General features: G+C 42.6%; 18 protein-coding genes and 1 other RNA gene. 9 read left to right on the top strand and 10 right to left on the bottom strand.

All coding sequences use genetic code 11. From position 1 onward, the window contains the following. The first annotated feature begins 122 nt into the window (after positions 1 to 122). Positions 123 to 323, top strand: a complete 201-nt coding sequence (locus AAEU31_RS01945) for a hypothetical protein (protein ID WP_235383475.1) — start codon at positions 123 to 125, stop codon at positions 321 to 323. Positions 324 to 567: 244 nt separating this feature from the next. Then, positions 568 to 1,944 (top strand): alpha-amylase family glycosyl hydrolase, encoded by a 1,377-nt coding sequence (locus AAEU31_RS01940; RefSeq protein ID WP_421966248.1) that lies wholly within the window; start codon positions 568 to 570, stop codon positions 1,942 to 1,944. Positions 1,945 to 2,185: 241 nt separating this feature from the next. On the opposite strand, the gene ffs is transcribed toward AAEU31_RS01940, so the two are convergent. Then, an RNA gene (gene ffs / locus AAEU31_RS01935) (signal recognition particle sRNA small type) lies at positions 2,186 to 2,282 on the bottom strand. A gap of 138 nt (positions 2,283 to 2,420) precedes the next feature. Further along, entirely contained in the window at positions 2,421 to 3,284 is an 864-nt protein-coding gene (locus AAEU31_RS01930; RefSeq protein ID WP_135924031.1) for a DUF3014 domain-containing protein, read from the bottom strand. 130 nt (positions 3,285 to 3,414) lie between these two features. On the opposite strand from AAEU31_RS01930, the gene AAEU31_RS01925 reads away from it, so the two are divergent. Next, positions 3,415 to 4,560, top strand: a complete 1,146-nt coding sequence (locus tag AAEU31_RS01925) for a patatin-like phospholipase family protein (protein ID WP_421966247.1) — start codon at positions 3,415 to 3,417, stop codon at positions 4,558 to 4,560. Here the strand turns inward: AAEU31_RS01925 and AAEU31_RS01920 are convergent, their stop codons facing one another. Beyond that, complete coding sequence (locus AAEU31_RS01920) at positions 4,561 to 6,534, bottom strand: monovalent cation:proton antiporter family protein (RefSeq protein ID WP_199525903.1); 1,974 nt, start codon at positions 6,532 to 6,534, stop codon at positions 4,561 to 4,563. It abuts the gene before it with no gap. Between the two features lie 139 nt (positions 6,535 to 6,673). Between AAEU31_RS01920 and AAEU31_RS01915 the strand changes: the two genes are divergently transcribed. Then, positions 6,674 to 7,570, top strand: a complete 897-nt coding sequence (locus tag AAEU31_RS01915) for a GGDEF domain-containing protein (RefSeq protein WP_135924028.1) — start codon at positions 6,674 to 6,676, stop codon at positions 7,568 to 7,570. A 25-nt stretch (positions 7,571 to 7,595) separates the two neighbouring features. Here AAEU31_RS01915 and AAEU31_RS01910 read toward each other — a convergent pair whose 3' ends face one another. The 6 genes from AAEU31_RS01910 to lpxB form a co-directional block, all read right to left on the bottom strand. After that, positions 7,596 to 7,940 (bottom strand): hypothetical protein, encoded by a 345-nt coding sequence (locus AAEU31_RS01910; protein WP_135924027.1) that lies wholly within the window; start codon positions 7,938 to 7,940, stop codon positions 7,596 to 7,598. Continuing rightward, on the bottom strand, positions 7,933 to 9,243 hold the full coding sequence (gene tilS / locus AAEU31_RS01905) for a tRNA lysidine(34) synthetase TilS (protein ID WP_421966246.1): 1,311 nt from the start codon (positions 9,241 to 9,243) through the stop codon (positions 7,933 to 7,935). The genes AAEU31_RS01910 and tilS overlap by 8 nt, the downstream gene beginning before the upstream one ends. Positions 9,244 to 9,334: 91 nt before the next feature. After that, complete coding sequence (accA, locus tag AAEU31_RS01900; protein WP_135924025.1) at positions 9,335 to 10,291, bottom strand: acetyl-CoA carboxylase carboxyl transferase subunit alpha; 957 nt, start codon at positions 10,289 to 10,291, stop codon at positions 9,335 to 9,337. A 16-nt stretch (positions 10,292 to 10,307) separates the two neighbouring features. Continuing rightward, positions 10,308 to 13,799, bottom strand: a complete 3,492-nt coding sequence (dnaE, locus tag AAEU31_RS01895; RefSeq protein WP_421966245.1) for a DNA polymerase III subunit alpha — start codon at positions 13,797 to 13,799, stop codon at positions 10,308 to 10,310. Further along, entirely contained in the window at positions 13,799 to 14,404 is a 606-nt protein-coding gene (rnhB, locus tag AAEU31_RS01890) for a ribonuclease HII (RefSeq protein ID WP_421966244.1), read from the bottom strand. The genes dnaE and rnhB overlap by 1 nt, the downstream gene beginning before the upstream one ends. Continuing rightward, entirely contained in the window at positions 14,394 to 15,551 is a 1,158-nt protein-coding gene (lpxB, locus tag AAEU31_RS01885; protein ID WP_421966243.1) for a lipid-A-disaccharide synthase, read from the bottom strand. The genes rnhB and lpxB overlap by 11 nt, the downstream gene beginning before the upstream one ends. Positions 15,552 to 15,973: 422 nt before the next feature. Between lpxB and AAEU31_RS01880 the strand changes: the two genes are divergently transcribed. From AAEU31_RS01880 to cydC, 5 genes are read left to right on the top strand one after another with little or no spacing between them, the layout of a single operon-like run. Then, the gene (locus AAEU31_RS01880; protein ID WP_135924021.1) at positions 15,974 to 17,560 is read left to right on the top strand and encodes a cytochrome ubiquinol oxidase subunit I; all 1,587 of its coding nucleotides are present in this window, start codon (positions 15,974 to 15,976) and stop codon (positions 17,558 to 17,560) included. Continuing rightward, positions 17,557 to 18,696: a cytochrome d ubiquinol oxidase subunit II gene (cydB, locus tag AAEU31_RS01875; protein WP_135924020.1), complete on the top strand. Its 1,140-nt coding sequence runs from the start codon at positions 17,557 to 17,559 to the stop codon at positions 18,694 to 18,696. Before AAEU31_RS01880 ends, cydB begins: the two co-directional genes overlap by 4 nt. A gap of 12 nt (positions 18,697 to 18,708) precedes the next feature. After that, positions 18,709 to 18,861 (top strand): cytochrome bd-I oxidase subunit CydX, encoded by a 153-nt coding sequence (gene cydX / locus AAEU31_RS01870; RefSeq protein WP_036969707.1) that lies wholly within the window; start codon positions 18,709 to 18,711, stop codon positions 18,859 to 18,861. Then, on the top strand, positions 18,851 to 20,611 hold the full coding sequence (gene cydD, locus AAEU31_RS01865; RefSeq protein ID WP_421966242.1) for a thiol reductant ABC exporter subunit CydD: 1,761 nt from the start codon (positions 18,851 to 18,853) through the stop codon (positions 20,609 to 20,611). The genes cydX and cydD overlap by 11 nt, the downstream gene beginning before the upstream one ends. Beyond that, on the top strand, positions 20,604 to 22,343 hold the full coding sequence (cydC, locus tag AAEU31_RS01860; protein WP_421966241.1) for a thiol reductant ABC exporter subunit CydC: 1,740 nt from the start codon (positions 20,604 to 20,606) through the stop codon (positions 22,341 to 22,343). Before cydD ends, cydC begins: the two co-directional genes overlap by 8 nt. Here the strand turns inward: cydC and AAEU31_RS01855 are convergent. Next, entirely contained in the window at positions 22,340 to 22,708 is a 369-nt protein-coding gene (locus tag AAEU31_RS01855) for a septal ring lytic transglycosylase RlpA family protein (protein WP_421966240.1), read from the bottom strand. The genes cydC and AAEU31_RS01855 overlap by 4 nt on opposite strands. Between the last annotated feature and the right edge of the window lie 14 nt (positions 22,709 to 22,722).

Below are 22,722 nucleotides of genomic sequence, written 5' to 3'. Positions count from 1 at the left end.
AGATCGCCCATAGTCATTAATCATCGGTACACATTGAACCTAATTATAAAACCAATTAGTAGCAACCGCTGCTATCTAGTAGCAACCGCTGCTATCAAAATTAAAATGTGGAGGGGTGCGTTATGAACCGTAAGTCTAAACTAATATACCGTATTATGTTGGCCTCTAAGTTTCATAGCCGTGACAAAGCGATTTCACTTGATAAGCTAAAACAAGGCTGTTGTTTAAGTGAGTCCGAATTGCTAACCGTTTTAAAAGAGCTTGAAATCAACCGGCTCATTAGCTGGGATCCCAGCAAATCAACTTTTCAACTATCCGCTTAAAAGCGGACCAAGTCACTGACTATTTGGTTGTTAGCAGTGGCTTTTGTTCAACACATTTATTTAATCATTTAAGTACTTTATTAGTTGCTTATTCTCAGCGAATAGCAAGAATCAACTTAATCGATTATGTAAACACAAAGTGAATACGTATGCACTTTATTGTTGCAGCTAAACGCGAAGGCTATAGTAAGGACACCTGCTGATTTTTCAATCAGCATATAACACTAGACAACAAGGCCTTAAAATGACTCATATTACAAAAAAGTGCTTACTTATATTCATACTTTGTTTACTCGCTTCGGCGTGTACTCAAACAACAAATAGTGCTTACCAACCAAAACCCTATGTAAAGATAACGCATCCGGCATGGTCAAAAAATGCAGTGATGTATCAGCTAAATACTCGCCAGTTTACTAAAGAAGGCACTTTTAATGCCGCACAGCAACAACTGCCGCGCTTAAAGAAATTAGGTGTCGATGTTATTTGGTTAATGCCAATTCACCCTATTGGTGAAGAAAATCGCAAAGGCAGTTTAGGCAGCCCCTACTCAGTAAAAGACTACCGAAAAGTAAACCCTGAATTTGGCACACTAGATGATCTTAAAGCCTTTGTGAATAAAGCACATGACATGGGCATGTACGTTATTTTAGATTGGGTAGCAAACCACAGCGCATGGGATAACTGGCTTAGATATGAACACCCCGATTGGTACGATAGAGATTATCAAGGCCAATTTAGACCGACGCCTTGGTGGGATTGGTCTGACATTATCGACTTTGATTATTCAAAACCAGCGCTTCGTGAGTACATGACAGAGTCGATGAAATACTGGGTAAAAGAAGTCGGTATTGATGGCTATCGTTGTGATGTAGCAGGCTTTGTACCCGTAGACTTTTGGAACAATGTACGCCGTGAGCTTGATGACATAAAGCCTGTTTTAATGCTTGCTGAATGGGAATCGCGCGATTTACATGCCGAAGCCTTTGACATGACATACGCTTGGTCATGGTCTGAACACATGCGCAAAATTGTAAATGGTCATGCAGATGTCAGCGCCCTATTTATTTACTATTCATGGAATGAAAGCGCATTCCCAGCCGAGGCTTATCGGCTTGTAGGGGTTGCCAATCACGACTCGAATGCATGGGAAGGGACTATGTTTGAAACCTACGGTGACGCACTTGAAGCGGTCATTACGTTATCGGTCGTAGGTGAAGGTTTCCCAATGATTTATAACGGTCAAGAAGCAGGAAACGATAGACGACTCGCCTTTTTTGAACGCGATCCGATTAAGTGGCAACCCCACCCAATCGGTGATTTATATAAATCACTATTTGCACTCAAACATAATAATGAAGCACTATGGAATGGCCAATTTGGTGGACGCATGGTACATGTACCAAACACTGCACCAAAAACAGTACTTAGCTTTGTTCGTGCAAAAGGCAACGATAAAGTATTTGCCGTATTTAATTTCTCGAAAGAACCAAAAACAGTCAGTTTTGAGGAACCATTATATTTAGGTAAGTACACTGATGCTTTTTCAAAACAGCTAATAGAATTTAATGAAACAACAGAACTCACAATTCCGGCGTGGGGATTTAGAGTGTTTGTGAAATAGTTTTAAGAGCCTAGGTTCTAGGTTCTAGGTTCTAGGTTCTAGGTTCTAGGTTCTAGGTTCTAGGTTCTAGGTTCTAGGTTCTAGGTTCTAGGTTCTAAAGTAAATTGTAAGAAAGAAGACATCATTCATACCAGCTAATAAATCGGTGTAATTTAATAGAAAATTAAAGCGGGTATCGAAAGCGTGTTTAAAAAAGAGATAAGTATGAAGAAAGTCACCCAAAGAAGATTTTGGGTGGCAGTCTTACCAGCCACATCTCGGCACACACGTCACACGCTGTGGCTGCTCCCTTCCGGGCCTGACCAGATTCACCTGCTAGTGTTGCGAGAGGACCAATAAGACTACCATTGAGAGCCTCGTTCGGCGCGGGAGGGATTATCTCTAGTTTTAGCCTGTTATTCAAGGGGTATTCGAAAAAGAAAGTGCGATTGCATGCTTAGTATACAATCGCACAGTAAATAAGTGATTTTCGTTAATTACTTTTCAAGCTCAGCTTTAATGTTGCGCAGAGCTGCTTTTACTTTTTTCATGTTCTCTGGACCCATACGCAGCAATTGTTTTTGCGCATCAGGTAAATTTTCCCACTCAGAATAAGCATATTGATAAGTAACTGAGTTACGTACCAACGGCATTTCACCTTTTGGTTCTGGAGTATCAAGCAGAACGTCAATCGCCTCTTCTAGCGTGCCAGTGAATGCATCACCTTCGTAGCCAATTTCAGCATAAGCTTCGTTAATCAGTGGTTTGTATTCGTCATACATACGTATAACTTGTGCAGCACTTAAACTAGTAAATAGTTTTACGTAAGGGGTGTAACGCTCATAGCTATTTGGATCGATTGTTAAAATATCCCCTTCAATCACTTTAAATGACTCTTTAGGGCGCTCAACAGGCGCATGGCTTAATGCCACTTTACCTTTGGCGATATTATCAACATACACAACACCGCGACGAATAAGGTCATCGGTCACCATTAAGCTCATCACTTGATCGCTTAATAACTCATCCATACGTGCTACAACCACTTCATCGCTTTCATTGAGCGTAGGCAGTGGCTCTACCTCTGGTACTGGCTCTGGGGTTCGCTCTGGAGCCGTTTCAACCACAACTGGCTCTGGTTCTGGCTCTGAGGTTTCAGGTTCAGGCTCAGGGTTTTGATATTCAACCACAGGCACTTCTTCAGTGACAATGTCTTCAACAACTTGCACTGGCTGCTCTTCTGGTTTCAATAAAATAAACGCCGCAACACCGGCGATAATAATTAATATAACAACCGCAAAAATAAGATTATTATTTGATGAACCTGATTTAACTGTAGGCTCTGACGAATGCTCAGACATACACACTCCCTTTAAAAACAAACAAAAAGACGAAAATTAACGTAACTCGCGAGCTAAACTTTGCTTCTTCTAGCTTAAAGACTTACAGTTGATAAATAAAGTAAAGACGCACAACTAGTTAAATGCAAATATGGGTACTAAGTTAAAAAAAACACAGCATTCAAAAGTCGCCTTACTACTTACAGGTGGTGGCGCTCGTGCTGCTTATCAAGTGGGCGTGCTAAAAGCAGTTACTCAAAGCATGCCGCGTACTGCCCCTTTACCGTTTACTATAATTAATGGGACATCAGCAGGCGCAATTAATTCCGCTGCATTAGCATGTTATGCTTCTTGTGCTCATTTAGCGAGCAAAAAACTAGAATCGGTATGGAAGAACTTTTCTACTTCACAAGTTTATAAAAGCGACTTCATCAGTGTTTTTCTGCATATTCTGCGCAATATGCTAACAAGCTTCCAGTCAGAGCATATAAACCACCCACCAGCGAGCTTATTGAATAACAAGCCGCTGAGAAAACTGCTCAATGAAATACTCGATTTATCACGTATTGAGCGAAATCTGCATAAAAATTATTTAGATGCTGTGTCTATTACTGCTTCTAGTTATACCACGGGTGACTCTGTGGCGTTTTTTCAGTCACTTACTCAAAAGCCTTGGCGCCGAGCGAAGCGCGAGGGACAAGCAACACGTATAAATGTAGAGCATTTAATGGCATCAAGTGCCATTCCTATGGTTTTTCCAAGTGTGAATGTACATAACCATTATTTTGGTGATGGCTCAATCCACCAGCTATCGCCCTTGAGCCCTTCTGTGCATTTAGGCGCTGAGAAAATTTTTATCATTGGTGTAGACGAACCAAAAGCACCACATCCTCCGGGCTATCAACCACACTACCCAGGACTTTCAAATATTGCGGGTCACTTACTCGACAGTGTATTTACCGATACCTTGCAGTCTGATTTAGAGCGTTTACAACGTATCAACCGAACCTTGAGCCTGTTACCTGCTCGCGACAAACATCAAGAATTAAAGCAAATCGAAACCTGCGTGATTAACCCCTCACAGAACTTTAATGTAATTGCCGCACAGTTTTATGACGATATGCCAATGGCGATTAAAGTGTTATTACGTCTTATCGGGGTAAAAAAACGCTCGCAATCAAGCTTAACCAGCTACTTATTGTTTGAGAAGCGTTACACACAAAAGCTCATCGAGATTGGCTACCAAGATGGCCTTAATAAACTCCCTGAAATTCGTAAATTCTTAGAGCTGGATTAGCTACTCCAAACCATCCAGCAAAAACCGCTCTACTCGCTCTACTCGGCGTGGTTTACCTTGTAGCACTAAAATGTCGCCAGCCAGTAAAATTGTTTGCGATGATGGAGCGTCAATTTCACGGTCTTGCCTACGCAGCGCCCTTACAGATACACGGCGCTGTTCAAGTTTTAATTCGCTGATTTTTTGGTTCACAGCATAAGCTCGCTCGGGTAAAGCAATAACATGCAAATATTCTAGGCGGTCTGAACTTGCTTCCTCTCCATCGAGCTTGTCGCCGGTAAAAAAGCCATTTAAAAATTGGTAACGGTTACGACGTTCTTTACTTACTCTGCGGATAATGCGAGTCATAGGCACTCCCGACATATAAAGAACATGAGAAACTAGCATCAAGCTTGCCTCAAGGGTTTCGGGCACCACTTCTGTCACACCCAGTTCTTTTAGTGTTTCGAGCTCACTATCATCACGCATACGCACAAGAATCTTGACCTTGGGCGCGATTTGCTTGATGGCATCAACCACTATTTGTGTTTGCTCAAAGTCGGTAAAGGTAATGATCACTAGCCTTGCTCGCTCTACCCCAGCTGACTTTAAAATATCTTTTTGATTTACATGACCAAATATAACAGGCTCGCCAGCGGCTTTTGCTTCTTGCAATAAGATAGGATTACTCTCTACTGCTACGTACTCAATTGCCTCGGGCTTTAAAAACCGCGCGATGGTTTGTCCAACCCGTGAAAACCCACAGATCACAACATGGTTATGGTACAACGGACTACTCGCAGCGGGTTGCTGCCAATGTTGCCCTGTTTGACTTAAAAGGCCGAGTTTTTTAATAATTAACGGTGTTTTTTCGATAAGATAAGGCGTGAGTGCCATCGATAGCACCCCTACTGCAATTAAAAACGATGCTTGCTCTGCACTGATTAAAAGGTGCTGCGAAGCAAGGGCAATAAGTACAAAACCAAACTCCCCCATTTGCCAAAGCATGATCCCCGCAGAAACAGCATCTTGCTTACGCTCACCCATTACTTGAGCAGCAATCGATAACACCGCTATTTTAAAGAACAACAAGCCAACCAGTACAGTGATGATCCAATACCAACTACTAAGCACATAAAGTACATCAAGCTGCATACCAACTGTGACAAAGAACAGCCCCATTAAAATATCGCGAAATGGCCGAATATCCGCCTCTAGCTGGTGACGGTAATGACTTTCTCCTAACATCATCCCGGCTAAAAAAGCGCCTAATGCCATTGATAAGCCAAACAAGTATGTAAGCCCAGCTGCGAATAATGCAACCAATAGCGTGGTTAACATAAATAGCTCATCGGTTCTCACTAATGCGATTTCGCTAAATACCTTGGGGAGTATCCACTTACCTATAGCAAAGAGTAAAACACAAACCAATGCGCCTTTAGTGAGTGCAAACGCCAATGCGCCTACAATTTCCTCTGAGCCGCTTTGTGCTAGCAGTGGATAAACAATAAGTAGTGGCACAACCGCGATGTCTTGAAATAGCAATACGCCAATGGCAAGCTGGCCTCGTCGTTGGTTAAGCTCTCCAGATTCTTTAAGTAGCTTCACAACCACTGCGGTTGAAGATAGCGCCATTAAGCTGGCAATAGTAAAACTATTTAGTAAGCTGTAATCAAGCAGCAACAAAATCAGCATAAACACAATGCTGGTGACAACCACTTGTAATGAGCCAAGGCCGAATACGATATTACGCATAGCCCTTAAACGGGGTAACGAAAACTCTAGACCTAAACTAAATAATAAAAACACAATACCTAGCTCAGCCACAAAGTGCATTTCATGGCTTTGCGCCATCCAGCCAATACCGTGACTCCCCGCCAACACCCCAGTTGCCAGGTACGCAAGAATAGGTGGTAAGCCAATTCGTTTGAAGAACCAAACAAATAATACGGCAGCAACTAGCAAGCCAAACACTTGAATCAGCACATTTTGCAAGCAATAAACTCCCTTCTACTTGATGATAAAGCTGTAGCCTTCTTTAACTATAGCAACCATTTGTTTTTCAGCCAGTTTAAAAAAGTGGCACAAATCTCGCTAAGTAGGAGTAACTAAACACTCCGGGGGGAGAATTTTAATGGAAAATGTCCATATTTTGACGCAGCGAGTGTCTGCGCGAGGCGAATTTCTGCCGTTTTCGGCAGAGCATTACCGAATAAATGAAACAAATAATCCACATGACTTAATTGCTAAACTGCAAACCACACTTTCAATTGAGAATATACTGACGATTTTTGCTAATCATGCAAAACAACTGATTAATTTATCGGGATTACAGTTCCAGTCTTCACTCGGCGTGTCTCAGAGTGCGGGGAGTGATACATCTCAAACGCCTTACTCTTTTGATTTAGATATCGAAAGTGAGCGTTTAGGGCAATTAATTTACTTTAGCCAATTCCCGATGGGTAAAGGCATAGAAGCTAAATTAGAACAGTTACACAGTGCACTAGTTTATCCACTTCGTAATGCCATTATGTATAACCGTGTATTACGTTTGGCAACGAAAGATGCCCTAACAGGCTTAAATAACCGAAGTCAATTTAATGACAGTTTGGCGCAAAAGCTTGAACGTTGTCGTCGCCAAAACCGACCATTTAGCCTAATGTTGCTTGATTTAGATAATTTCAAACAAGTGAACGATAGTTTCGGTCATAAAATTGGTGATGATGTTTTACAAGAGTTCTCAGAAGTACTATGCAGTAGTGTTAGAGGAACAGACTCAATTTTTCGCTTTGGTGGCGACGAGTTTGCACTATTAATTGACGACCCAGAATTCACAACTAACAAAGTAGTTGCAGAGCGAATTATGCGGCTGGTGAAAAAGTCTAACTTGATGACACAATACCGCGTAACTTCTAGTATTGGTTATACTTTAGCAACTAACCAAGATTGCGAAAATGATGTATTTGCCCGTGCAGATAAAGGTCTGTACAAAGCTAAAGCAGCAGGAAGAAACTGCGCCAGAGCTTTTTAATTAACACAAAGCCTAGCATCCCCCGCTAGGCTTTCTTAACTTTAAACTTATAGCAAAGTAACACCAGCCAAAAGCCAGCAAAAAAGCCGCTTAACAAGTAGAGCAATGCAGCCATGGTGGTAAGGGGTGATACCATCACTAAGGCCAATGGCGTAAGTACGCCTAAAATAAAGAATATACCACCTTTACCTGACCAATATCCTAGTAGCAATACTGAACACAACAGGCCGCCAGCTAAGGCATAAAGTAGTGTCAGTAAGCTCAAGTCTGTATAAACAAAACCAGCAATAACAGCAACTAACAGTGACAACACCAAACCTAGTGGTGCCTTATTAACTAGTGATAAACCAACATGTGGTTGTTCACTCATAGAATATCTCCCAAAAAATTCCTTCATCAACACTGTGCTCAGCGCTAGTGAAATAGCCCACTACTTGCACGAGTTGATCGTTATAAAAAATAAGTGGTGTTTGCGCACGTAACCAAGGGGCCACTTTGGCATCTTTAAACCAATGTTTTAAGGTGTTTGAGCCGGGTTTTTTTAAGGGTTTTATACGTGCTTGCGGCTTATTAAATTCAACACTTACTTGCTCATTTTTTAAAGGCTTTCTGATGCCCTTTCCCTGCTTAACGATAAGTTTACGGCCATCAGTGAGCTCTATAGGCTGTAAGTTAATATCCATTGCCTGTGGTATTGCCTGCTCAGTCACAAAGTACCAATGTTGCTGATGACGACGAACATCGCCGCTTTGCAAACAAATTTTTAGCTGCGCATCAGCTTGTGCCGTTAAACCTTGCTCAATAATTTGCTGTAGCTGATTTTCTGAAGGTAGTTGATGGGTAAACTGATTTAGCCACGCACGCACAAGATTTGCTTGTCTGGGCTTACTAAACTCCGCAATTGCAACACAGCTTAAACCACCCTGTGAATTTTGGCAGTGTGCAAGGTCACTTTGCGTATATTCATCGAGCAGCGATTGCTGTTGTTGTAACAGCCGAATACTGCGCGCTGCACTTTTTTCAAACCCTTGAAAACGCTCCATTAAAATAGGCAAAACTTGATGACGTAAAAAATTGCGGTCAAAGCGCTCATCAACATTTGAATCATCAGTGATATGGGTAATGGCAAATTTAATGGCAAACTGTTCAATTTGCTCACGTGTGATATTAATCAGCGGTCTAAAACATACTCGCCCAGACGCTAATAACCGCGTTTGTGGCATTGATGCTAAGCCTTGCAAGCCTGAGCCGCGTTTAAGCCGCAACAAGAAGGTTTCGAGTTGGTCATTTAAGTGCTGACCAAGCAGTATTACACTGCCTGCCACGCAGTTTTCGTCAAGAGCTTGGTATCTTGCCTCTCGCGCTTGTGCCTCGAGTGAAGTGCGCGAGCGCTCTTGGATTTCAACGCGCACAGCTTTAAATGCTACACCGAGCTCTTCACATAGTGACTTACAAAATCCTTGCCACTCATCGGCATACTTACTCAAACCATGATTAACATACACAGCTTCAAGCTTAAGCTCTGGGAGCTGCTTTTGAACTTGGTTCATTAAATGTAACAACACAACAGAGTCAACACCGCCTGATAAGGCAACACTAAAGCAGCTGTGTTCAGCGTTCAGCAACGGCCGTAATTGAGCTAAAAAATGGTGATATAAGTCTGATGTTTGCATTAAAAACCAATGAGTATACAAGCGTCTGTGTTATCAGCATTATAAAACAAAAAAAGCCGCAAAAGCGGCTTTTTTCAATTTTAAGCTGTGTTTAGCAGTAACCAAACGACATTAAACGTTTGTAACGCTGATCAAGCATTTCATCAAGTGAAAGGCCTTGTAATTCAGCTAGGTCGCGTTTAAGTTGGTTTTTAAGGTTACGTGCCATTGCATCGTAATTGCGGTGCGCGCCACCTAAAGGCTCTTCAATCACATTGTTGATTAAATCAAGCTCTTTAACGCGCGCTGCGGTTACACCCATTGCTTCTGCAGCTAATGGTGCTTTATCTGCGCTTTTCCATAAAATTGATGCACAACCTTCTGGCGAGATCACAGAGTAAGTGCTGTATTGCAACATGTTAACGCGGTCACCCACACCAATTGCAAGTGCACCACCTGAACCACCTTCACCAATTACAGTACAGATTGTTGGTACTTTTAACGCAGCCATAACTTTAAGGTTACGTGCGATAGCCTCACTTTGACCACGCTCTTCAGCACCAACACCTGGGTATGCCCCTGGTGTGTCGATAAATGTCATAATTGGCATTTTAAAGCGCTCAGCCATTTCCATTAAGCGTAATGCTTTACGGTAACCTTCTGGCTTTGGCATACCAAAGTTGCGTTTGATTTTTTCAGCCGTGTCACGACCTTTTTGTTGGCCGATAACCATTACAGGTTGACCTTCAAAACGTGCAATACCACCTAATATAGCTGGGTCGTTAGCGAAGGTACGGTCGCCTGCTAGTTCGTCAAATTCCGTGAAAATGCGCTCGATGTAATCACGAGTATAAGGACGCAACGGATGACGGGCTAACTGAGAAACCTGCCAAGCACCTAATTCAGAGAAAATTTTCTCTTTCATTTCAGCACTTTTTTCTTTTAATCGACTGACTTCCTCTTCTAATCCAAGGTCTAATTCGCCAGCGCGGCTTACATTTTGTAATTCTTCAATTTTTGCTTCTAATTCTGCGATTGGAAGCTCAAAATCAAGATAATTGAGGCTCATGCTCTAAACTACCTAATTAATTAAATTCTAGTTCTACATCTTGCGCCGCCATCAATGACAACTTATGAATTAAGTCATCACTAGGCGTAACACACCATTCAGTCCCTAAGGTAATCTCAGCCAACGCATCCGGACGTTGATAGAATACTTTAATAGGACATGTACCAAACTTATAAGGTTCAAGTACTTTTTGTAAATTATCGAAGAAGTTTGCCTCGATCTGCACCATATTCAGCGTCATTTTAATCGCTTTTATACGTTTTTCTCGCGCTTCGGCAATGGTGCATATGTCTCTAGCGGTCATTGTAATGCCACCAGAGAAGTTATCAAAGCTGACCTGTCCGGATATTACCAAGATATTGTTAACTTGCAGCATATCTTGGTACATTTCAAACTGTTCTGGGAATAAGCGTACATCAATACGGGCACTCTTGTCATCTAAAGTTATAAGACCCCAACGATTTCCCTTTTTATTTATCAAGGTTCGGGCATTGATAACAAGACCAGCCGCTGTTGACTGCACATCACGATTTGTGGGCTGCAAGTCTACTAGCCTTCCCGAGGTGTAATGCTTTAGTTCTTTACGGTACTGGTTAATTGGATGGCCAGTTAAGTAGAGCCCTAAGGTCTCTTTTTCACCATCTAGCCATTGCTTATCAGTTAAGTCTGTCGCTTTGATAAACGCCTGTTCAACTTCGTCTGGTTCAGTAGCCAATAAACCAAACAAATCTGCTTGCCCTAATGACTCTGCTTTATGATGTTGATCAGCCGCTCGCATGGCATCTTTTAAGCTCGCTAATAAGGTCGCACGACCTGGCTGGGTTTTATCTGGGCCAAGTTGATCGAGTGCGCCTGCATAGATAAGTTTTTCGACCACGCGTTTGTTTAAGCGTTTTAAGTCAACTCTGGCACAAAAATCAAATAAGTCTTTAAACGGGCCGCCTTCACTTCGAGCTTCTAAAATAGCTTCAACCGGTGCTTCACCCACGCCTTTAATGGCACCAATGCCATAAACAATCTCACCTTTTAGATTAACAGTAAACTTGTACTCACCGGCATTTACATCAGGCGGTAACAAGGTCAGTTTCATGTTTTCACATTCATCAACCAAGGTAACAATTTTATCGGTGTTATCCATATCCGCCGACATTACTGCAGCCATAAACTCAGCTGGATAATGGGTCTTCATCCACAGGGTTTGATACGATACCAGTGCATAAGCAGCAGAGTGCGATTTGTTAAAACCATAACCCGCGAATTTCTCTACCAAGTCGAAGATTTTCATTGCAAGTTCGCCGTCAACGCCATTATTTATAGCGCCTTCTTCAAAAGTCGAACGTTGCTTTGCCATCTCTTCAGGCTTTTTCTTACCCATTGCACGACGCAGCATGTCAGCGCCACCAAGGGTATAACCGGCAAGTACCTGCGCAATTTGCATTACTTGTTCTTGATAAAGAATGATACCGTAGGTCGGCTCAAGAATAGGCTTTAGGCTTTCATGTTGCCACTGAACGTCTGGGTAAGATATTTCTTCTCGGCCGTGCTTACGGTCGATAAAGTTATCTACCATGCCTGATTGCAATGGACCTGGGCGGAACAGTGCCACCAGTGCGATCATATCTTCGAAGCAGTCGGGCTTTAGACGACGAATAAGATCTTTCATACCACGAGATTCGAGCTGGAAAACCGCGGTGGTTTCGGCGCGTAGCAATAACTCAATACTTGGCTTGTCATTAAGAGGAATGGCGTTAATATCAACCGGCTCTTTACCCTCGCGGGCTAAGCGCTCATTGGTCATATCAAGCGCCCACTGCAAGATGGTTAGCGTTCTTAAACCTAAGAAGTCAAACTTAACTAAGCCCGCCGTCTCAACGTCGTTTTTATCAAATTGAGTAACCGGGAATTTACCTTCATCATCACAATAAAGGGCCGCAAAGTCAGTGATAGTGGTTGGTGAAATTACAACACCACCAGCGTGTTTACCGGCGTTACGTGTACACCCTTCGAGGATGCGACACATATCGATAAGCTCTTTTACCTCTTCATCACCGTCGTAGGCTTCTTGTAAACGCGGCTCAACATCAAACGCTTTAGCCAAGGTCATGCCCGGATCGCCCGGTACTAATTTTGAAATACGATCAACAAAGCCATAAGGGTGACCAAGTACACGGCCTACGTCACGGATAACCGCTTTTGCAGCCATGGTACCAAAGGTGATGATCTGAGATACCGCATCACGGCCATAAAGCGCCGCTACGTGGTCAATTACCTCATCGCGCCTATCCATACAGAAGTCGACGTCGAAATCGGGCATTGAAATACGCTCAGGGTTCAAGAAACGTTCGAATAGTAGGTCAAACTCTAGCGGATCTAGATCGGTAATCTTCAGAGCATAAGCAACCAGTGAACCGGCACCCGAACCACGTCCTGGACCTACTGGAATATTGTTATCTTTACTCCACTGAATGAACTCCATTACGATCAAGAAGTAACCCGGGAAACCCATTTGGTTGATTACGTCGAGCTCTATTTTCAGACGCTCATCATACTCACCCCGTTTTTCTTTGCGCTCTTGCTCATCAGGGAATAAAAACTGTAAACGCTCTTCAAGACCATCTTCAGAGACTTTAACCAAGAAGTCTTCAATTTTCAGTGAACCGGTTGGGTAATCAGGTAAGAAGTAAGTTCCTAGCTGCACGGTTACATTACAGCGCTTGGCAATTTCTACGGTGTTTTCTAACGCTTCTGGAATATCGCTAAATAGCTCAGCCATTTGCTCCGCTGTTTTTAGATATTGCTGCTCAGAAAAACGTTTTGGTCTGCGTTTATCTTCTAGAGTATAACCGTCATGGATTGCCACTCGGATTTCGTGGGCTTCAAAATTTTCTGGTTTTAAAAACACCACTTCATTCGTTGCTACCACTGGTAACTGCTCTTTTGCGGCAAGCTCAACAGCCAGATGCAGATAATCTTCTTCTAGGGGGCGTTCAGTACGAATAAGCTCAATATAATAATGATCGCTAAAGTGCTGCTTATAAAAGCTAACCACAGACTCAATAAGACCAGGGTTGCCTTTTAGTAGGGCTTTGCCTAAGTCGCCATCTTTAGCGCCTGATAATAAAATCAGGCCATTTTTATTTTCTACCAACCATTCGCGATCAACCACAGGGCGATGAAATAAATGCCCGCGCTGGTACGCTTTAGAGATCAATAAGGTAAGGTTTTTATAGCCTTCGTTATCTTTCGCTAAGATGGTAATGCGACTTGGTTCATCCTCAAATTCAGGGCTTCTTAACCAAAAGTCAGCACCAACAATTGGCTTAATCCCAGCGCCATGCGCCGCACCATAAAATCGCACCAAACCACATAAGTTCATCTGGTCAGTGATTGCCAGCGCTGGCATTTGCAACTCTTCAGCTTTAGCTACAATCGGCTTGGTTTTAGCAAGGCCGTCCACCATTGAGAAATCTGAGTGAACACGTAAGTGAACAAATTGCGGCGCAGGCATTACAATTGCTCTCCTTTCAACGCCAAAATGCGCTGAACAGGTTTAAAGCTCTTACGATGCTCTGCAATTGCCCCGTATTGTTCGAGTGCTGCAAAGTGCGCTTTAGTTGGATAGCCTTTATGACCTGCAAAGCCATAGTCAGGATAACGCTTATCAAGCTCAATCATTTCTTCGTCACGGGCAACTTTCGCTAAAATAGATGCCGCAGAAATCTCTTCAACGAGGCTATCACCTTTTACTACTGCCTGTGCTGGCACAGTTAACTGGCTAGGCACACGATTACCATCAATAAAAACAAACTCAGGCTTTACACTTAAGCCTTCAACCGCACGGCTCATTGCAAGCATAGTGGCATGTAGAATATTTAACTCGTCAATTTCAGTTGGGCTGCAACGGCCAATAGCATAACAAAGGGCTTTTTCTTTTATTTCTACCGCTAATAATTGACGTTTTTTATCTGTTAACTTTTTAGAATCAGCTAAACCTGCTATTGGCTTATTCGGATCAAGTATTACCGCAGCGGTAACAACATCACCCACTAATGGGCCACGGCCAACTTCATCTACACCCGCTATATAATTAACATTCGGTCGTTCAATTTGCATTTAGTAACTCCGCGACTGCAGCTGCAGCTTGTTCGTTGGCATTTAATCTTATGTCTTTATGAATAGCTAAAAAGCGCGCTTTTAATTCGCTGTTATCCGTATTCAACATAGGTGTTAGCGCAGCTGATAAGTTTTCAACATTACACTCAGTTTGTAAGTATTCTGGAACAAGTTCTTCATCGGCTAATAAATTAGGCAACGAAAAATATTTAATGTTAAAAGTGAATAGTGTTTTAAAAATCCAATAACTCAGTGGCTTAATTTTGTAGCCCACGACCATCGGCTTTTTATACAGCATGCCTTCAAGCGTTGCGGTACCTGAGGCAAGCAAAATGGCATCAGCAGCTTGCATTGCAAGGTTTGATTGACCATCCAATAATTGCAGTTTTAAATCAGGGGCTGTTTTTTCTAAAATCTCACAAAACTGTGCTTTTCGTTTTTCATTGACTAACGGCACTACAATTTTAAGGTCAGGATTTTGCGCCTGTAATTTCGCTGCTGTTTGAATATAGGTTTCGCTTAAAAGCCCTACTTCAGAACCCCGGCTACCTGGTAACAAAGCAAGCACTTTATCTGTTTGTGATAAACCAAGCTGGTTACGCGCTTCGGTTTGGTCGTGCTCAAGCGCAATATCATCAGCCAATGTGTGACCCACAAATGTACAAGGTACATTGTGCTTATCGTAAAAGGCTTTTTCAAATGGTAGTAGTGCCAGCACTAAATTAGTAGCCGCACTGATTTTATGTATACGTTTTTCGCGCCACGCCCACACTGACGGGCTGACATATTGAACCGTTTTGATACCTGCATCTTTTAACGGTTTTTCAACACGTAAATTAAAATCAGGCGCATCAATGCCAATAAATACATCCGGTGGGTTGTCGATAAAATGCTGCACCAATTGTTTGCGTATTTTGAGTAGGCGCGGTAATCGGCCAAGCACTTCGACTAGGCCCATCACTGATAATTCGTCCATATCGAATAATGTATTGCAACCAGCCGCTTGCATACGCGGGCCCGCAATCCCCTCAAAAATAGCATCAGGAAAACGGCGTTTAAGTGCTTTTATTAACCCTTCACCTAAAATATCACCTGATAACTCACCTGCCACCAAGGCAATACGTAACGGCTTTGTTTGTTCTTTCATTCGTTGATAATTCGCAACTTTTGGCACTAATGAAAATGAGTTTACCGTGTTTTAGCAGTCGGATAAATGTCACAGAGTTAATAAATACTAGAAATCGAAATTACGCTAAAAAGTCGTCGATTCTTTATACACAGTTTACCGCTCAAAGTAGCGGTAGATAATTAGTCAGATTCTTAAAAATAATAAAAATTAACTAAGTAAGCCATAGTAAATGAGCTTTTTATAACGATTAAATATTTGAAAGTGTAGAGCATTATCTCTAACCTGTAGAAAAGATATACAGAGGCTGTCTGTCTTTTTTTCGTACTTTTCTATTGACTAAAATGGATACAAGGTTAGAATTCACAAAGTTTCAATAATTACTGAAACCTTATAACCTATTTTTGTCGTGTCTACCGCACCCGCTAACAAGGAGCTAAACGATGATAGATGAAACATTTGTGGATCTATCGCGATTGCAATTTGCAATCACTGCCCTATTTCACTTCCTATTTGTTCCACTTACCTTAGGTATGACGTGGATTTTGGTGATCATGGAATCCGTTTACGTGATGACTGGTCGCGAAATTTATCGTGATATGACTAAGTTCTGGGGGAAATTGTTTGGTATCAACTTTGCGATTGGTGTGGCCACGGGTCTAACTATGGAGTTTGAGTTTGGTACCAATTGGTCTTATTACTCTCACTATGTGGGCGATATTTTTGGCGCACCACTGGCAATTGAAGGCTTAATGGCTTTCTTTTTAGAATCAACTTTTGTGGGTATGTTCTTTTTAGGCTGGGAGCGTTTGAGTAAACGTCAGCATCTAGGTGCAACCTTCTTAATGGCATTAGGGACTAATTTATCTGCACTATGGATTTTAGTCGCAAATGGTTGGATGCAAAATCCGGTAGGTGCTGAATTCAATTACCAAACCATGCGTATGGAAATGACCAGCTTTGCTGAACTAGTATTTAACCCTGTTGCACAAGTTAAGTTTATTCATACTGTATCAGCAGGTTATGTTGCAGCATCTATGTTTGTACTGGGTATTAGTAGTTGGTACATCTTAAAAGGTCGTGACCTTGCTTTTGCCAAACGCTCATTTTCGGTCGCATCAGGGTTTGGTTTAGCGTCTATTTTGTGTGTGATTTTACTGGGTGATGAATCTGGCTACGAAGTTGGCGAGGTACAAAAAGTAAAACTCGCAACGATTGAAGCTGAGTGGCACACCGAAGAGGCCCCTGCCGCATTTACGCTGGTAGGTATTCCTGACTCAGAAGAGCAAGTCACTCACGCCGCTGTAAAAATCCCCTACGCACTGGGTATTATTGCTACTCGCTCAATTGACGAGCAAGTAACGGGCATTAAAGACCTTGAAGAGCAGCATGAAAAGCGTATTCGTAATGGCATGATTGCATACGAATACTTAGAAAAGCTTCGCAGCGGTGAAGACACTCCTGAAAACATTGCAAAATTCGATACCTTAAAAGCTGATTTAGGCTATGGTTTGCTACTTAAGCGCTATACGCCTAACGTGGTTGATGCAACAGAAGAGCACATTCAAAAAGCAGTGAAAGATTCAATCCCTCAAGTGGGCCCAATGTTCTGGTCATTTAGGATCATGGTTGGTTGTGGTGTGATCATGCTTGGCGTATTTGTCTTATCGTTTTATTACAACGCACACCGAATTATTGAGCAAAAGCGTTGGTTATTGTGGGCTGCGGTATGGAGTATTCCACTGCCTTGGATTGCTATTGAGTTTGGTTGGATTGTTGCTGAATACGGCCGTCAACCGTGGGCTATTTCGGAAATTTTACCGACCTTCTTGGCAACCTCATCACTGACGGTCAATGACCTATTAATTAGTATTACTGGTTTCTTAGTATTCTACACAGGTCTTGCTGCGGTTGAAGGTTGGCTGATGCTGCGCTTTATAAAACAAGGGCCAAGCTCGCTTCATACTGGTAAATATCACCATGAACTTGTCAAAGCAGATAGTCTTGCAAGCCAAGGAGCTCAATCATGATTTTTGATTACGAAACTCTTAAACTAATTTGGTGGCTGTTAATTGGTGTATTACTGATTGGCTTTGCAGTGACCGATGGTATGGACATGGGTGTGGCAATTTTGCTTCGCCTAGTGGGTAAAACCGATGTTGAACGCCGAACTGTTATTAACACCATTGGTGCTCACTGGGATGGTAACCAAGTTTGGTTCATCACTGCTGGGGGGGCGCTTTTTGCAGCCTGGCCTATGGTCTACGCGGCTGCGTTCTCTGGCTTTTACTTTGCCATGATGCTGGTATTATTTGCGCTATTTTTCAGACCACTTGGCTTTGATTACCGCTCAAAAATAGATTCACCGCGCTGGCGTAATAACTGGGATTGGGGCCTATTTGCCGGTAGTTTTATTCCGGCTCTAGTATTTGGTGTGGCATTTGGTAACTTGCTACAAGGTGTGCCTTATCACATTGATGACCTACTGCGTGTTAGCTACCAAGGTTCATTCTTTGCGCTATTAAATCCATTTGCCATTGTTGCAGGCCTTGTGAGTGTACTTATGCTCGTTGGCCACGCTGGTATGTGGCTACAACTTCGAACTGATGCGGAGGTTGCAAAACGCTCAGCACAATATGGCCGATATGCACTGATGGCGTTTATTGTATTGTTTGCTTTAGCAGGTGTGTGGGTATCTCAACTTGATGGTTATACAATCGTCAGCATGGGCGATACTCAAGGCTATGCCAACCCACTGGCTAAAACAGTAACGCAAGCACCGGGGGCATGGCTTGATAACTATACAAAAATGCCATTAACTATGCTGTTCCCTGCCCTTGCATTCGTTATGGCGGCACTGGCAATAGTGTTATCTAAATTACAAAAACCAGCGATGGCACTGATCGCGTCAAGCCTAATGCTTGCTGGCGTGATACTCACTGCGGGTATGTCAATGTTCCCGTTTGTTATGCCTTCGAGCAACAACCCTAATATTAGTTTAACCATGTGGGATGCGGTTTCGAGCCATATGACACTTAACGTGATGTTTATTGCTGCGGTTATTTTTGTACCACTTATTCTTATCTACACAACATGGTGTTATGTGAAGATGTGGCGCAAAGTAACCATCAGTGAAATTGAAAACAACACTCACGGTAGCTATTAAGGAGATTAAAATATGTGGTATTTTGCCTGGATTTTAGGTGTTCTATTAGCCTGTACACTGGGAGTGATCAACGTAATGTGGTACGAATTTCACCAACATAAAGATTCAATCGCTGATGATGAGCTAGAGCTATACGCGAGACTCAAAAACAACGATGACAACTAAACCCCGACCAAATCGCGCGCAACAGCAAACGCTGCGCGCTTTTTTAAAGCAGTATAGCCAGTCCGCTTCAGGGCTTCTTAAATTAAGCATTAGTCTGGGCACACTCAATGCCCTGTTAATGATTGCCTCTTGTTACCTTCTTGCGAACGCAGTTCATCAAGTTATGTTTGAACAAGCAAACTTGCAAGCCGTAAGCCCTTTATTATGGCCTCTTGCGGGGCTCATTTTAGCTCGTGCTTTATTGGTTGCGCTAAGTGAACGGGTGAGTAACCTTGCCGCGTTAAAAATAAAGAACGTGATGCGTAATACATTGCTAGAAAAGCTCAGCAAACTTGGGCCAGCATACACTGAACAAAAAGGCCATGGCGCAACACTTAACACCTTACATAATGGGGTTGAAGCACTGCATCAATATTACGCCAACTACATTCCAAGTGTGGCTTACAGTGCGCTTATTCCATTAGCCATATTGGTCGTAATTTTTCCAACCGATTACAAAGCAGGCCTCATATTCCTTTTAACAGCCCCGCTTATCCCCTTTTTTATGATTTTAGTGGGCCATAAAGCGGAGCAGTTAAACCAAGAACGCTGGCAACAGCTAGCGGTACTTGGCAATTACTTTTTTGACCGATTACAAGGACTGACTCAACTTAAGCTTTTTAATGCAACCAAGCGTGAGCTAAATAGCATAAGTCAGATATCTGATGATTACCGTGGTGCAACCATGGGGGTGCTGAAAGTCGCCTTTTTATCATCTTTCGCTCTTGAGTTTTTAGCCACCATTAGTGTTGCTCTTGTTGCTGTGATCATTGGCTTTAGATTATTTTTTGGTACGCTCGATTTTGCGACCGGTTTTGTGGTGCTATTACTGGCCCCTGAGTTTTACTTACCACTTCGCCAAATGGGCACTCATTATCATGCAAAACTCGAAGGGATCAGCGCCGCTGCTGATATGGTCGATATAATCAATCAAAGCGACGCCGATAAACATTTAGGTACCTCTAAACTTGAGTTACCGATAAAAGACATACAGCTGAATGCGCTTACTTTTCACTACCCTGAGACAAACGAAGGGGTGACTGATATCAACTTAAGCCTGCCAAGCACAGGATTAGTTGCCTTTGTAGGTGAAAGCGGCTCGGGTAAAAGTACTTTGTTTGATTGCCTATTGGGTTTTCATCATCAAGCCAACAATGCCATTCACATTAACGGACAGCCACTGAGCGATACCGCCTTAGCTGATTGGCAAGCACAGCTTGCGTGGATCCCACAACAAGCCACATTATTTTATCGAACCGTTGCAGATAACCTACGATTAGCAAAACCAGATGCAAGCCACGCTGAACTTGAGGAAGCGGCTAGTAAAGCTGGTGCGCTTGAGTTTATAAACGCCCTACCTAATGGCTTTGATACACAGCTTGGTGAACAAGGAGAAGGTCTCTCAGGGGGGCAAAAGCAGCGTATTGCCCTTGCCCGTGCATTTTTAAAAAATGCCCCTGTGCTAATGCTTGATGAGCCTACAGCTCACTTAGACAGCCAAACAGAGCATTTAATCAACCAAGCAATCCGAGATTATGCAAAAGATCATTTAGTGCTGGTTATTGCTCACCGACTGAATACGGTTAAACATGCCGACACCATTTACGTTATGCAACAAGGTCAAATTGTTGAGTCTGGTCATTATCAGCAACTCACCGAACAAGCAGGCCTATTTGCTAAGCTTGTGAGCCAAGGTGAAGCCCATGCATAACTTCATACGTTTATTAAAACTTTGCAAACCTCATGCAGGCATGCTGCTTTTGGGGGCTTTTTTAGCAAGCTTAACAGTACTTGCAAATGTCGGTTTACTCGCCATCTCGGGCTGGTTTTTAGCAGCCATGGCAACGGCGGGTATTGCCGGTGTGCAGATGAACTACTTTACCCCTGCAGGGGTGATCCGCTTTTTAGCTATCGTGCGCACAGCGTCTCGTTACGGCGAGCGAATGATAACTCATAACGCTACCTTTTTGTTGCTGAGCGAAATTCGCGTAAAAATGTTCAAGACTCTTAGCCAACTCAACAACGTTGACTTAGCAATGACTCGTAGTAGCGACTTGTTCAACCGCCTACAAAACGATGTTGATGCGTTAGATAAGTTTTACCTAAATGTGCTGCTGCCAATTATCGTCGCTCTTATCAGCATTCCTATCGTAATGGCATTCATGGCAATGTATAACGCTGATGTTGCATTGTTATGCTTTATTTCATTGATGATTATTGGCGTGTTACTTCCGGCTCTATTGAGCCATAAACTTCGCCAACAAGCACATGCTGAAACACAGCTTTCAGCAGAGTTAAGATCTGAGCTTGCTGATACACTATCAGGTGCCAGAGAGCTTGCAGTATATCAAGCACACGCCGCGCAGCTTGCCCATTGTGATTCACTCAGTAAGCAATACAACAGCTTGCTATATAATCGACACAAAGCCATAGCAAACAGTAATGGCTTAAGCACTTTGGTGATCCAACTCACCATGCTTGCCAGTGTATTTATAATAATTCCACTGGTCGCAACAGCTACTATGAAAAACGTTGAACTAGCTATGCTCGCGTTATTTGTATTAGCCAGCTTTGAAACTGTACTAACTTTGCCAAGTGCGTTTATAGAATTACCAAATGCTTTAAGCGCAGCACAGCGACTATTTACACTTGAAGACAAATTCGAAGAGCATAATGAACAGAAGCAAGCACATACAATAGCAAACAGTGCTCTTGGCCTTGAGTTCAAAAATGTTAATTACCGATACCAAGGCGCAACCAGAAACGCACTGAATGAAATTAACTTATCAATTGCTTCAGGCAGTAAATTAGCTCTAGTTGGTGCCAGCGGCAGTGGCAAAACCACTCTGGTTAACTTACTAACAGGGCTTTGGCCTATCCAATCAGGCACGCTTGAACTAACCACTAAAGAAAATACTTTTGAGCTAAGCAAGCTTAGTCATCAACAGCGCTTCAAATGCATGACTATCGTGGCTCAGCAGCATCATATTTTTGATGGCACGCTTCGGGAGAATCTTCGCTATGCAGCTTTTGATGCGACAGATGAAATGCTTATTGAAGCCTGTGAACAAGCAGAGCTTGGCTCATGGTTAAGCAATTTAAAAGATGGGCTAAACACTCGTTTAGGCACCGCAGGCAGAAAGCTATCTCATGGTCAGTCACGTCGTGTTGCCATTGCCCAAGCTCTATTAAGGCAAGGTAATTTAATCATTCTTGATGAGCCAACAGAGAGTCTAGATAACCACACTAAGCAAAACTTGCTGACTACGCTTGAGAAAATATGGGCAGATAAAACCATGCTAACCATTACTCACGACCCAGCAATGCTAAGTCGTGTTGATAAAGTGATTTGGTTAGAACAAGGACAAGTGAGAGCCCTTGCAAGTCATGCTGAATTAGTTGCTAATGAAGCTGACTACGTAGAGCTTATTACCCGCTTTTAATCTAGCTGCTCAACGGTAACGTCAATCACACCTTGCTTTGTTGATGCGATTTGTGAAAACGCCTTTTTTGATAAATCAATAATACGACCGCGGATAAATGGGCCGCGGTCATTAATGGTCACAACCACGCTTTTATTATTAGCAATATTAGTGACTTTTACTTTGCTACCAAAGCCAAGTGTTTGATGAGCCGCGCTCAATGCCTGTTGATTAAACACCTCACCACTTGCAGTAGTTCGGCCATGATATTTATCAGCGTAATAACTGGCTTTGCCTTTTTCTATCGTTCCCTTAGTTACCGAAGGCGCAGTACTACAACCAGTTATAATTAAACTTAATAAAGCAAAGAGGATAAGTTTGTTCATATTATTGAATCCTT

It is taken from the genome of Pseudoalteromonas thalassia, from assembly GCF_049257215.1.
GTDB classification, from domain to species: domain Bacteria; phylum Pseudomonadota; class Gammaproteobacteria; order Enterobacterales; family Alteromonadaceae; genus Pseudoalteromonas; species Pseudoalteromonas lipolytica_C.
Note: the sequence above shows the minus strand (reverse complement) of the source record. Positions and strands in the feature narration are given on the sequence as shown.